Source organism: Cupriavidus sp. CP313 (assembly GCF_054072015.1).
This window is the reverse complement of the sequence record NZ_JBSVZB010000043.1, coordinates 46,704-59,401: the sequence shown is the minus strand read 5'-3', so window position 1 is coordinate 59,401 and position 12,698 is coordinate 46,704. Positions and strand designations below refer to the sequence as shown.

The following is a 12,698-nucleotide window of genomic DNA, read 5'->3' as shown; positions in this document are numbered from 1 at the left end:
CATCGCATCCGCCACCCGAGTTTATGAACACGATATCCATAACGTCTGGCACCAAATCCCCGTTTACTCGGGGGCCAAATTCAACAGCCTGCTAGGGCCCAATCATCGCAGTTGTTGAATGCAAGCAACGGCTTCTTTAACCTTCATGCAGGCCGATTTGTCGCTTTCATAGCGTTTCATCGCCCGGTCGTGCTGCCGCATCGTAAACTCCATCACTTCTTTGAGTTCATCCTTTGGAACGTTCGTCCGCAAATAATGAACGCCCTTGTTGGCAACCTGGTCTGCCGTACCTTGATCAATGTCACAGAAGAAGAGGTCGTAAGTCGCAACCATTGCTGTCAGCAATTTTTTCATTCTGTTCACGAGATCGAGACCGCTCTCCCTCACGTAGCGGAGTGCAGCAACTCCTCGGCCTGCTGCCAGTCAGCGGTATCGCGCCCCTCCTCGATGGCCTCGAGAACGCCAGCCAGCGTCTGGCGCGCGATTTCCGTCTTCCCTTGCTGTTGCCATAACCGCGCAAGGTTCAGTGTCGCGCGAAATTCAAGCGATTTCGCACTTTGCCGGCGGGCGATTGCGATCGCCTGATGGAAGCAAGCTTCCGCTCCTGCCACCTCATGGGGCGTGCATGGCCCGGCGTGCAACTGTTGAAGGAGCAGTTCCCCCTTAAGCCGATGCAACTCGGCTTCATGGTAGCGCTCGCCCGTGTCGTTCACCCTGAGGAGGCCGCCATCCAGCACATCCAACCCCGCACCGGGCTGTCCCGCATTCCCTAAGGCTTCGGCCAGCAGCGCCATGAAATAGGGCCGACCCAACTCAGCGCCGGTGGCCTCGAACGCGTTCAGGCCTTGGCGCATCTGAGCGATACCCTCCTCACCGCTTCCCTGCCTGGCCAACGCCCATCCCCGCAAGATGACGCCGAATGCGCGGCAGAATGGAAATCCCTGTTCGGTCGAAAGTTCTATGGCGGCCTCGGCGTGCTCCCGCGCCAGTTGCGTTTCACCGCTGCATTGGTACAGCTTGGCTGCAAAGATCAGGCCGACTGCCAGGCTGAAGGGATGAGAAATCTTGCGTGCCTGCGCCAGCGCTGCCACGACCTGTATGCGTGCCTGCGCCGGTAAACCGAGGTACCACAAGGCCCACGCCAGGAAGCTGCGTCCGCGGACACCGGCGTCTTGCCCGAACTGCGCGGCATGAGCAGGATGCTGTTCAGCCTCATAGTTGACGACCCCCTGCTCTAGATGTGTCCTCGCCTTCCGGAACTCTCCCAGAAAGAGTGAGGAGCTCCCGAGCGCAATATGCGCCTCGGCCAGCAACGCCGGGTCCCGGTCATGCTCAGCGAGCCCGAGCAGCGCCTCACCCAGTTCATAGGCCGTCCCGTGCTGCGCACGAAGTGAGAAAAAGGTGCGCAGCCCGAGCTTCACCTGGAACAGTTGCGGGGCATCACCATCGTGCTCGCACAGGTTCAAGGCCCGCGTATAGTTGGCCTCCGCCTCCGGTGAGGCATAGCCGATGGCGGCAATCAAGGCAGGACCGAGGGTGACGCGCAGCGCCAGTTCCTGACGCCCGCGCTCTGGCGTATCGGGCAGCCGGCTCAGAAGTTCCAATGCCGTTCCAACGTGTCGGATGGCATCGGGGTAAGCGGAGCGCTCAATGGCCTGGCGTCCGGCGCAGTGCAGGTACTCCACCGCCTTGACGAGGTTGCCGCTTAGACTGTAATGATGCGCCAGTTCACTGCAGTGGTCTTTCAACTGATGACGAAAGAGCGCCTCGATGGCCCTGCCCGTGCGTTCGTGCAACGCACAGCGCTGGTCCGAGAGCAGGGAGTTGCCGGCGACTTCCTGGGTGAGGGCATGCTTGAATGCATATTCGAGCTCCGGAAAGGCAGGCCGTCCATAGATGAACTCTGCGGCCTGCAGACCCTCCAGCAGAGGATACAGGCGATCTACCGCCAGCCCGGTGACCTGCCGGATCAGGCTCAAGGGCATTTCCTTGCCGATCACGGCCAGCGTCTGCAGCAGTTCCTTCTGCGCGAATGGCAGACGATCCATGCGCGCCGCCAGCACCCCCTGTACCGTGGTGGGAATATGCAATGCGGTCGGCGTCCTTTCGATATGGTAACGGCCAGGTTCACCGAGCAGCGCCTTTTCCTCGGCCAAGGTCTGGACGACCTCCTCCATGAAGAAGGGGTTGCCCTCCGTCTTTTCCTGGATGCGTTCCTTGAGCGGCCTGAGTTTGGGATCGTCGCCCAAAAGGTTGCTGAGCAGGCCTTGCGCCTCGGATGGATCGAGGGGGTTGAGCCGCAACTCGGTGCAGTAGTTCTTGTGACCCCATCCGGTCTGATACTCGGAACGGTAGTTCGCCAAGAGCAGGATCCGGGCTTTATTCACCCTCTCGATGATGTAGTTCAGAAAGGCTTCCGTCTCGGTATCGAGCCACTGGAGGTCCTCGAACACCAACTGGACGGGCTGCTTATGGCTCTCACTAATCAGCAGGCGCGCGATTATCTCGAACGTGCGCTCGCGCCGGAGACTGGCACTCATGTCCGCCGGCACCGCGCAGAGGTCGCCGATGCCCAACAGGTACAGCAAGTAGGGCATGAGATCTTCAAGGCTACGGCTCAGCGTGAGGATCTTGCCCGTCACCTTTTCCTGGCATCGACGCTGATCATCCTGGGCGGTGAACTGGAAATAGTTCTTCAGCAGTTCGATGAGCGGCAAATAGGCAAAGGCCTTGCCGTGCGACACCGAGAAAGTTTCCAGCACCAGGCAGCCGCGCTCCGAGCATGCCTTAAATTCGTGGAACAACCGCGACTTGCCGACCCCCGCCTCCCCTACCACCACGACAATCTGCCCGTATCCGGCCTTGGACTTCTCCAGCGCCCGGCCTAGCGCCTCAAGCTCGGCCTCCCTGCCCACGAAGCGGGCCAAGCCGCGGTGAGCAGCAACCTGCAGACGCGTGCGCAATGCCCCAAGGCCCAGCACTTCATAGACTGCGAGCGGTTGAGGGACGCCTTTGACCTGGGCCTCCCCAAGCGCCTTGAACTCGAAATACCCTGCCGCGAGCTTGTGGGTTCTATCGCTCACGAGAATGGTCGCGGGCGCCGCCATCGTCTCCATTCGTGCGGCAATGTGGATCGTGTGTCCCACCGGGTCATAGTCAGTGTGCAGGTTATCCTTACGGATCGATCGCACCACCACCTCGCCGGTGTGCACACCCACCCGAATCTGCAGCGAGATGCCCTGTGCGAGCCGGAGTTTGTCGCTCTGCATGCGCATCGCTTCCTGCATGCGCAGCGCCGCGTATATTGCGCGCTGGACATGGTCCTCATGGGCGATGGGCGCGCCGAACAGCGCCAGGATCCCGTCGCCCAAGGACTTAGCCACGTATCCTTCGTAGTAATGCACGGCCTCCATCATCAGTTCGATGACGGGGGTGATAAGCCGGAGGGCCTCCTCCGGATCCCGGTCGTGGATCAGAGCGGTCGATCCCGCCATGTCGGCAAAGAGCACGGTGATGGTCTTGCGTTCGCCCGAAATCTCACCTCGCGCTTCCCGCGCGGCCTGCTCTGCGCGGATGCGCTCGGCAAGGTGGGGAGGTGTGTATTGAACTGGCGTGGCGAACGGCGCGAGGCGCGATTCACCGACGGCCGCGCCACACGCTGTGCAGTAGCGCGCAGCCGGATTCAGTTCGTGCCCACACTGCGGGCAGGGACGTGCCAGCCGGGAGCCGCAATGCTGACAGAAATTGGCCCCCGCATCATTCGCGAATCCACATTTTGTGCACTGCAGCATGATACACCTCTGTGACTTCCCGAATGTATTAAACGTCCCGTCGACTTCTGCCGCAAGTTGTTCGGCGTGATCACCATCCCCCGGGCGCGCCTGACGTTCTCCAGCGCCAGACGCGCCGAAGCCCCGGGCCGGTTCTCGACCAGGACCCGGCGTGCCAAGCGATACGCGCAGCTTCTCGCGAAGCGTGCGCGCGAAGATATCCAGCGCGCCACCGGGCGCAAATCCGATAACGATGCGCGTGGGCGTCTCCGCGGTTGTTGCAGCGGTGGCATGCAAGGAAGCGGCGCCGAAGGCAACCGCCAGCGCGGTTGCCAACCGCCGCAAGGGCGCGCTGTGTCAGCGTCGCGGATCTTCATCCTTCTACCGTGGTGCTGGCATGAGCGATTTCGATCAGTTGTTGCACCGGGCGCCTCGGCGAGGCGATAGGGGTGTAGGGAGAGCTAAATTCAGCATAAAGCCGAGATATGACGCAAATGGATTCACCACGGCCCCAGTGTCCGCTCTACAAAGGTGGCCTCGAGCGGCACGCCGAGAAAGCGCGCGATCTCGACGATCTGCCCGTACAGCATCCATTGCCCGTGATGGATGCGGCAGCCTCGCGCGCGCGCCGCTGCCAGCAGCGCGGTCTCCGGATCGCGCACGACAGCTTCGCAGACCAGCGTGCCGGGGGCCAGGCGCTCGGCCGGCAACGGCAGCGCATCGTCGTCGCGCAGGCCGAGCGACGTGGCATTGACCACCACGTCGAATCCGGCCGGGTCGTCGCCGCCCGCGCGGATAGCCACGTCGGGCAGCGCGGCGCGCAACCGTTCCACCAGCTGCACCGCCTTCTCCGCGGAGCGGTTGTGGACCACCAGTTCCGCTGGCCGTTCCCGCGCGATGGCGAAGGCCATGGCCTTGCCCGCGCCGCCGGCGCCGACCTGCAGGACGCGCTTGCCCGCCAGCGCGTGGCCGCGCTCGCGCAGGCCGGCAACGAAGCCGTCGCCATCGAAGTTGCCGCCGACCCAGAGACGCCGGTCGCGGTCGTAGCGCAGCGCATTGACCGATCCGACCATGCGCGCGGTCTCCGTCAGCTCGGCACACACCCCGACGACCGCTTCCTTGTGCGGCACGGTGACCACCATGCCGGCCAGGTTCTTCATTGCCGGGAGACTGTCGAGCAGCGCACGCAACTGCTGGGGAGCGACGTGGAACGGCACGCAGACCGCATTCAGGCCCTGGCGGGACACCGAGGCGTTGAACAGCTGCGGCGTGCGCACCTGGCCGATGGGGTCGGCGATGATGCCGACAAGCTGGGTATTGCCGTCGATTTGCATGCTCAGATCCCCGCCATGCAGGTGTACTTGATCACCAGGTAGTCCTCGATGCCGTAGTGCGAGCCCTCGCGCCCCACGCCGGACTGCTTGACGCCACCGAAGGGCGCCACCTCGTTGGAGATCAGGCCGGTGTTCACGCCCACCATGCCATATTCCAGCCGTTCGGACACGCGCCAGACGCGGCCCAGGTCGCGCGCATAGAAATAGCTGGCCAGGCCGAACTCGGTATCGTTGGCCATGGCCACCACCTCGTCCTCGGTGTCGAAGCGGAACAGCGGCGCCAGCGGGCCGAAGGTTTCCTCGCGCGCCACCAGCATGCCGGGGCGCACGTCGGCCAGCACCGTGGGCTGGAAGAACGAGTGGCCCAGCGCATGGCGCTGCCCGCCGTGCAGCACGCGCGCGCCCTTGCCCACGGCATCGGCGATATGCTCTTCGACCTTGGCCACCGCCTTGTCGTCGATCAGCGGGCCGATGCGCACGCCGTCTTCCATGCCGTTGCCGACCTGCAGCGCCGCCACCGCGGCCACCAGCTTCTGCGCGAAGGCGTCGTACACGCCCGACTGGACGTAGATGCGGTTGGCGCAGACGCAAGTCTGGCCGGCATTGCGGTACTTCGACACGATCGCGCCTTCCACGGCCGCGTCGAGGTCGGCATCGTCGAACACGATGAAGGGCGCGTTGCCGCCGAGCTCCATCGACACCTTCTTGATGGTCGACGCGGTCTGCGCCATCAGCACGCGGCCGACCTCGGTCGAGCCGGTGAAGGTCAGCTTGCGCACGAGCGGGTTGGTGCTCATCTCGCCGCCGATGGCGCTGGCCGAGCCCGTCACCACCGACAGCACGCCGGCGGGGATGCCGGCGCGCTCGGCCAATGCCACCAGCGCCAGCGCGGTCAGCGGCGTCTGCGAGGCGGGCTTGAGCACCATGGTGCAGCCCACCGCCAGCGCCGGCCCGGCCTTGCGCGTGATCATGGCCGCGGGGAAGTTCCATGGCGTGATCGCCGCGCACACACCCACCGGCTCCTTGGTGACGACGATGCGCTGGTTGCTGACCGGCGCCGGGATGGTGTCGCCGTAGACGCGCTTGCCTTCCTCGGCGAACCATTCGATGAACGAGGCCGCGTAGGCGATCTCGCCGCGCGCCTCGGCGAGCGGCTTGCCTTGTTCGGCGGTCATGATGCGGGCCAGGTCTTCCTGGTTCGCCAGGATCAGCTCGAACCACTTGCGCAGCAGCGCCGAGCGTTCCTTGGCGGTGCGCGCGCGCCACGCCGGCTGCGCGCGGTTGGCGGCCTCGATGGCCTGGCGGGTCTCGTCGGCGCCCAGTTGCGGCACCTGGCCCACGCGTTCGCCGGTGGCCGGGTTGGTGACGGCGATGCGGCGCTCACCGTCGAGCCAGCGGCCGTCGATATAACACTGCTGCCGCAGCAGCGAGGAATCCTGAAGGTTCAGCATAGTCAGTGTGATGGTTAGGCCGTATCAGCCGGCCATATAGAGGCCGCCGTTGACGTGCAGCACCTCGCCCGTGATGAAGCTGGCGGCGCCGCTGCACAGGAAAGCGATCGCGCTGGCGACTTCGCGCGGATGGCCCAGCCGCCGCAGGGGGGTCTGTTCCACCGATTCGGCGCCGCGTGTACGCACCAGTTCGGTCGTCATCGGCGTTTCAATGATGCCGGGCGACACGGCATTGACACGGGTACGCGGCCCCAGTTCGCGCGCCAGGCTGCGCGTGAGGCTCAGCAGCGCCCCTTTGGAGGCCGCATAGTGGGCGTTGCTGTAGGCCCCGCGGTGCGCCGCCACCGAGGTCAGGTTGACGATGGCGCTGCCCTCCCGCAAGGCCGGAATCGCCCGGCGGATCAGGTAGAAGACGCCGTCCAGATTGATGCCAAGCGTCTGGCGCCACTGCGCGTCGGTCATTTCCGCGACCGGCTGGGACTGGTATAGGCCGGCGGACGGCACCAGGAAATCTATGCCGCCAAAGCGCTCGACCGCCGTGGCGACGGCGCGCGCGCTGTCGTCCGGGCTGGCGGCGTCCATGGGCAGCGTCACGATGCGCTCGGGGTCGCCAAGGCTGCGCGCGAAGCCGGCCAGGCCGTCCGCATCCAGGTCGGTCAACACCAGGTTGGCGCCGCCGGCGTGGAACAGGCGCGCGAGCTCGCGGCCGATCCCTCCGTTGGCGCCGGTCAGCAGCAGCGTACGCGATGCAAAGTCAGACATGCAGGGTCTCCGTGCGGTCGGCTCGATTCAGATATGCAGGGCGCGGCCGTAGGCCGCCAGGACGGCCTCGTGCATCGCCTCGGACAGGGTCGGGTGCGGCAGCACGGCCGCCATCAGCTCGGCCTCGGTAGTTTCCAGCGCCTGCGCAATGCCGTAGCCCTGGATCATCTCAGTCACCTCGTCGCCCACCATGTGGGCGCCCAGCAGTTCGCCGCTGCCTTCGTCGAACACCACCTTGACCAGCCCGCCAGTGGCGCCCATCGCGATGGCCTTGCCGTTGGCCGAGAACGGGAACCTGCCGACGCGCACGCGGTGGCCTGCCGCCATCGCCTGCGCTTCGGTCAGGCCGACGCTGGCTACTTGCGGATGGCTGTAGGTGCACGCCGGGATCCGGCGCGGGTCGAGCGGGTGCGGCTGCAGCCCGGCAATGCGCTCAACGCAGATCACGCCTTCATGGCTGGCCTTGTGCGCCAGCCATGGCGGGCCGGCCACGTCGCCGATGGCGTACACGCCCGGCTCGCCAGTACAGCCGTATGCGTCCGTGACGATATGCGTGCGCTCGACCCTGACCCCGGTGCCTTCCAGGCCGAGATCCTCGACATTGCCGACGATGCCGGCCGCGACCAGCACCACGTCGGTCTCAAGCCGCGCGGATTCGCTGCCTGCCAGCGTCACCGTCCAGCCGGACGCACCGCGCTGCACACCCTCCAGGCGGGTGCCGGCGTGGATGGCGATGCCGTCGCGCCGGAGCTGGCTCGCCACCTGCGCGGAGATCTCCGCATCCTCCGTTGGCACGATGCGCTCGGCCATCTCGACCAGCGTAACCTGCACGCCTACCGCGTGATAGAAGCTCGCGAACTCCACCCCGATCGCCCCCGCGCCCACGATCAGCATGCGGCGCGGGATCGTCGGTGGCGCCAGCGCCTCGCGGTAGCTCCAGACGGTGCTGCCATCGACCGGCAATTGCGGCAGCGGCCGCGCGCGCGCGCCGGTGGCCAGGACGATATGGCCGGCGCCAATGGTGCTGGCCTGGCCGTCTGCCGCGCTCACCTGGAGCCGGCCCTTGCCCGCCAGCCGCCCATGGCCGTTGAGCACGGTGATGCCGTGCTTCTTCATCAGGTGCGCCACGCCCTTGTTGAGCTGCGCCGCCACTGCGCGCGAACGCGCCACCATGGCCGGCACATCCGCGCGGGGCTCGCCCACGGCGACGCCATAGGCCGCGGCATCCTTCACCATGCGCAGCACGTCGGCCGAGCGCAGCAGGGCCTTGGTCGGGATGCAGCCCCAGTTCAGGCAGATGCCGCCGAGCGCATCCTTCTCGATCACGGCGGTACGCATGCCCAGTTGCGCGGCGCGGATGGCGGCGACGTAGCCGCCGGGCCCGCCGCCGACGATGGCAAGGTCGAACGAAGATGTCATGGCGCCCCCTTCAGACCAGCATGGCCAGCGGGTTTTCCAGCAGGCGCCGGAACGCGGCCAGCCACTTGGCCGCCAGCGCGCCGTCGATGGCGCGATGGTCGACCGAGAGCGTGCAGCGCATGACCTGGGCCACCTCGACCTTGCCGTTGCGCACCACCGGCATCGCCTGCGCGGCGCCCACCGCCAGGATGGCGGCCTGCGGCGGGTTGATGATCGCGGAAAACTCGCCCACGCCATGCATGCCGAGGTTGCTGACGCTGAAGCTGCCGCCCTGGTATTCGTCCGGGCGCAGCTGGCCCGCGCGCGCACGGGCCGCCAGCTCGGCGATCTCGGCGCTGATCGCCGACAGCGGCTTGCACTCGGCCGCGCGCACGATCGGGGTGATCAGGCCGGTGTCGGTGGACACGGCCACGGCGATGTCGGCCGTGCGGAACTGCCGCAGCGCGGTATCGGTCCATGCCACGTTGGCCTCCGGCACCTCGCGCAGCGCCACGGCCACCGCGCGCACCACGAAGTCGTTGACGGAGATCTTGCGCGCGGCGCCGGCGTTGATCTCGGCGCGCAGCGCCAGCAGCCGGTCCACCTGGCAGTCCGCCGACAGGTAGAAATGCGGGATGGTGGCCTTGCTTTCTGCCAGCCGGCGCGCAATAGTCCGCCGCATATTGCTATGTGGAATCTCGATGAAGCCATCGGCAGCGGCATCCTGCACCGGTGCCGGCCTGCCGGACGCCGGGGCCGCGGCAAGGGCCGGGACCGCGGCAGGGGCCTGAGCCGCCTCCACATCGCGCCTGACGATCCGCCCGTTCGGGCCGCTGCCCGTCAGCTTGGCAAGGTCGAGGCCGCGTTGCGCGGCCAGCCGCCGTGCCAGCGGGCTCGCGAAGATGCGGGCGGGCGCGGTGGCGGGTTCGGCGGCCAGGGGCGCTACAGGCACCGCGGGCTCCTGTGCTGGCGGCTGCGCCCCAGGCACCACGATGGCGCCAGACGACGCGATCAGCGCGTCGATATCGGCATGCGTCTCGCCATTGACCAGCAGCACGCCAATCGGCGCGCCGACCTCCACCTCCTGCCCGGGCCGAGCCAGCATCCGGCCGAGCGTTCCGGCGGTGTCGGCGTTGAGCTCGACCATCGCCTTGTCGGTCTCGATCTCGGCAATACAGTCGCCCACGGCAATCTTGTCGCCCTCCTGCCGGGTCCAGGCCTGCAAGGTGGCGTGGGTGGCATTAGCGGCCACCTCGGGCATGCGCAGCAGGATGGCCATCAGGCATCTCCCTTGGCGATCAGGTCGGGACGATAGCCGGCGATGTCGGTGTACTGGACGATCTCCAGCACGTTGCCCTCCGGGTCGCGGCAGAACGCCAGGTAGGTGCCGGGGCGGACTTCGACGCGGCGGGGACCGGTCATGAACTCGACGCCCTGCGCCAGCATGGCATCGACCACGGCCTGGATGTCGTCGACGATGAAGGTCAGGTACGACGCGTTGGCCTTTTCGAGGATATATGCCGTCGCCGGCTCGGCGGCGGGCGGGTGCTGCGGCGCCAGCAGCTTGATGCGCTCGCCATAAGGGGTCTGCAGGCGCACGACGGTGTAGCCCTGCGCGTGCATCGCCGCCTGCACTGATTTCTCCGCCGGCACCACCACCTCGCTGACAAAGGTGAAGCCCAGCACGTCTTCGTAGAAGCGGCGCATGCGGGGCAGGTCCCGGACCGCGATGCCGACTTCCAGTGGTACCACCATGTTCATCTTCATTTCCATGACTCCCCGGTTCAGGCCAGGCCCTTGTCGCGCATCACATGGCGCAGGCCGTCGATGACTTCTTCGGTGCGCGCCGCCGCCGCCCGCTCGAGCACCTTGGAGATGCTCGGTGCCGCTTCCGCGCCCGCGACGCGCTGCACGGGCTGGTCCAGCCAGTCGAAGCAGCGCCGCTGGAGCTCGTCGGCGAGCCAGCCGCCATAGGAAGTCCCGCGCGCGCCCTGCTCCACGATCAACACATTGTTGGTCTTGCGGATGCTGGCTTCGATGGTCTCCCAGTCCAGGCTGGCGCGGTCGAGCCAGCGCAGGTCGATCACCTCGGCGTCCACGCCGGCCTTCTCCACGGCTTCCAGCGCGTGGCCGACCATCGACAGGTAGGTGATGACCGTGACCTCGCTGCCCTGGCGCCGCACCGCCGCCTTGCCCAGCGGCAGGTGGTAGTCCAGGTCGTCCACCGGGCCGAGCGCGGAACTGTTGTACAGGTCCACGTGCTCGATCACCAGCACCGGGTCCTTGCAGGCCAGTGCGGTATTCATCAGCCCCACATAGTCGAACGGGTTCGACGGCGCCACGATGCGCCAGCCCGGATTGGTCGCGAAGATGCCGGCCGGGTCCATCGAGTGCTGGGAACCGTAGCCGGTGCCCATCGCCACCTTGGTGCGCAGCACCAGCGGCACGTCGCTCTCGCCGCCGAACATGTGCCGGGCCTTGCCGATCTGGTTGAAGACCTGGTCGGCGGCAACCCACATGAAGTCGGGGTACATGAACTCCACCACCGGCTTGAAGCGGCCATCCAGCGCCACGCCGCCGCCCAGGCCGACAAAGGCGTTCTCGCTGATCGGCGTGCCCAGCACGCGTTCCGGGAAGCGGTCGCGCAGCCCGCGCGTGGCGCCGTTGGTGCCGCCCTTGAGCCGGTGGACGTCTTCGCCCATGACCACCACCGTGCTGTCGGTTTCCATGCGCCGGCCCATCACGTCGGCCACCACGTCGACGAACTTGCGGGTGTCGAGCATGCCGGTGAAGGTATCCTGGTCCGCGTAGCGCAGCCCTTCCAGTTCCTTCAGGTCGCTGCGGATGCCCACGTCGCGGAAGTCCGGGCTGGGCCACAGTTCCGGGCGGATGATGCGCTTGCCCGCCTTGCCGGACGGATCGGGCTGCGTCAGCGCCGCCATGGCGGCCTGCATCGCGGCCCTGACGCGCTCGCGCAAGGCCTGCACCTGCTCCGCCGAGAGCAGGCCACGCCCCTGCATGCGGCGCGCCAGCAGGTCCAGCGGGTCGCGCGCGCGCCACTGCTGCTCTTCTTCCTTGCTGCGATAGCCGAACGCGCTGCCCGGGAACGGGCCGTTCTGGTGGAGGAAGCGATACACCTCCGCCTCGATCACGGCCGGGCCGTGGCCGGCGCGCATATGCGCCAGCGCCTGTTGCATCGCCAGGTGCACGGCCAGCGGGTCCATGCCGTCGACCTTCCAGCTGCGGATGCCGAAGCCCGGCCCGCGCGCGGACAGGCGCGGCTCGGCCGTCGATTCCGCCACGGTGGTGGAGACCGCATAGCCGTTGTTCTCGATGAAGAAGCACAACGGCAGTTTCCACGCGGCGGCCAGGTTCATCGTCTCCAGCACCGAGCCGATGTTGACCGCGCCGTCGCCGAAGTAGGTCACGGCCACCGCGTCGGTTCCGGCATGCTGGTGCGCCCAGGCAGCGCCCGCTGCCAGCGGCACGCCGCCGCCGACGATGGCGTTGGTGCCCAGCGCGCCGGCCTCGGCCCATTGCAGGTGCATCGAGCCGCCGCGGCCCTTGCAGAAGCCCTGCGCCAGCCCGAGGATCTCCGCCAGCGTGCGCTGCAGCAGCGTCTGCACGGCGTCGGAAAACGGCGCATCGGGATCCAGCCCTTGCGGCGCCAGGTAGCCCAGCGCCTTGGACAGGAACTGGTGGTGGCCGCGGTGCGAGCCGTTGACCTGGTCCGCGCCGGTCAGGCCGACGATGGAGCCGGCCGCGCCGCCCTCCTGTCCGATGCTGGAGTGCGCCGGCCCGTGGACCAGGCCTTCGGCGGCCAGCTCCAGCACGGCTTCTTCGAAGCCGCGGATCAGGTGCATGTGGGTCAGCATGGTGCCCAGCAGGCCGGGGGCCGCGTTGGCCCAGTCTTCCTCCGTGGTACGCAACTCGACCCAGTCGGCGCCGGGTTGCAGGGCGATGCATTCAGACATGGAATAGTC

At 67.0% G+C, this 12,698-nt stretch carries 9 protein-coding genes; all 9 read right to left on the bottom strand.

Features of this window, described 5'->3' with window-relative positions; genetic code table 11:
• Positions 1-102 precede the first annotated feature (102 nt).
• A complete protein-coding gene (locus tag ACW4E8_RS36445; protein ID WP_456808935.1) occupies positions 103-354 on the bottom strand; it encodes a hypothetical protein in 252 nt (83 codons plus the stop codon).
• 29 nt (positions 355-383) lie between these two features.
• Positions 384-3,791, bottom strand: coding sequence for an adenylate/guanylate cyclase domain-containing protein (locus ACW4E8_RS36440; RefSeq protein WP_456808938.1), 3,408 nt, complete (start codon positions 3,789-3,791; stop codon positions 384-386).
• Between the two features lie 479 nt (positions 3,792-4,270).
• A complete protein-coding gene (locus ACW4E8_RS36435) occupies positions 4,271-5,104 on the bottom strand; it encodes a shikimate dehydrogenase family protein (protein ID WP_456808934.1) in 834 nt (277 codons plus the stop codon).
• Positions 5,105-5,106: 2 nt separating this feature from the next.
• Complete coding sequence (gene gabD / locus ACW4E8_RS36430) at positions 5,107-6,555, bottom strand: NADP-dependent succinate-semialdehyde dehydrogenase (protein WP_456808933.1); 1,449 nt, start codon at positions 6,553-6,555, stop codon at positions 5,107-5,109.
• Between the two features lie 24 nt (positions 6,556-6,579).
• Entirely contained in the window at positions 6,580-7,317 is a 738-nt protein-coding gene (locus tag ACW4E8_RS36425) for an SDR family NAD(P)-dependent oxidoreductase (RefSeq protein WP_456808932.1), read from the bottom strand.
• A gap of 27 nt (positions 7,318-7,344) precedes the next feature.
• Complete coding sequence (lpdA, locus tag ACW4E8_RS36420) at positions 7,345-8,736, bottom strand: dihydrolipoyl dehydrogenase (protein ID WP_456808931.1); 1,392 nt, start codon at positions 8,734-8,736, stop codon at positions 7,345-7,347.
• A 10-nt stretch (positions 8,737-8,746) separates the two neighbouring features.
• The gene (locus ACW4E8_RS36415) at positions 8,747-9,994 is read right to left on the bottom strand and encodes a pyruvate dehydrogenase complex dihydrolipoamide acetyltransferase (RefSeq protein ID WP_456808930.1); all 1,248 of its coding nucleotides are present in this window, start codon (positions 9,992-9,994) and stop codon (positions 8,747-8,749) included.
• A complete protein-coding gene (locus ACW4E8_RS36410) occupies positions 9,994-10,482 on the bottom strand; it encodes a VOC family protein (RefSeq protein WP_456808929.1) in 489 nt (162 codons plus the stop codon). Before ACW4E8_RS36410 ends, ACW4E8_RS36415 begins: the two co-directional genes overlap by 1 nt.
• Positions 10,483-10,499: 17 nt before the next feature.
• Entirely contained in the window at positions 10,500-12,689 is a 2,190-nt protein-coding gene (locus tag ACW4E8_RS36405; RefSeq protein ID WP_456808928.1) for an alpha-ketoacid dehydrogenase subunit alpha/beta, read from the bottom strand.
• Between the last annotated feature and the right edge of the window lie 9 nt (positions 12,690-12,698).

What these genes read in the sequence shown, in the direction of transcription:
- lpdA (WP_456808931.1), bottom strand. Translation starts at nt 8,736, where the DNA reads ATGACATCTTCGTTCGACCTTGCCATCGTCGGCGGCGGGCCCGGCGGC.
- ACW4E8_RS36415 (WP_456808930.1), bottom strand. Translation starts at nt 9,994, where the DNA reads ATGGCCATCCTGCTGCGCATGCCCGAGGTGGCCGCTAATGCCACCCAC.
- ACW4E8_RS36445 (WP_456808935.1), bottom strand. Translation starts at nt 354, where the DNA reads ATGAAAAAATTGCTGACAGCAATGGTTGCGACTTACGACCTCTTCTTC.
- gabD (WP_456808933.1), bottom strand. Translation starts at nt 6,555, where the DNA reads ATGCTGAACCTTCAGGATTCCTCGCTGCTGCGGCAGCAGTGTTATATC.
- ACW4E8_RS36410 (WP_456808929.1), bottom strand. Translation starts at nt 10,482, where the DNA reads ATGAAGATGAACATGGTGGTACCACTGGAAGTCGGCATCGCGGTCCGG.
- ACW4E8_RS36425 (WP_456808932.1), bottom strand. Translation starts at nt 7,317, where the DNA reads ATGTCTGACTTTGCATCGCGTACGCTGCTGCTGACCGGCGCCAACGGA.
- ACW4E8_RS36405 (WP_456808928.1), bottom strand. Translation starts at nt 12,689, where the DNA reads ATGTCTGAATGCATCGCCCTGCAACCCGGCGCCGACTGGGTCGAGTTG.
- ACW4E8_RS36440 (WP_456808938.1), bottom strand. Translation starts at nt 3,791, where the DNA reads ATGCTGCAGTGCACAAAATGTGGATTCGCGAATGATGCGGGGGCCAAT.
- ACW4E8_RS36435 (WP_456808934.1), bottom strand. Translation starts at nt 5,104, where the DNA reads ATGCAAATCGACGGCAATACCCAGCTTGTCGGCATCATCGCCGACCCC.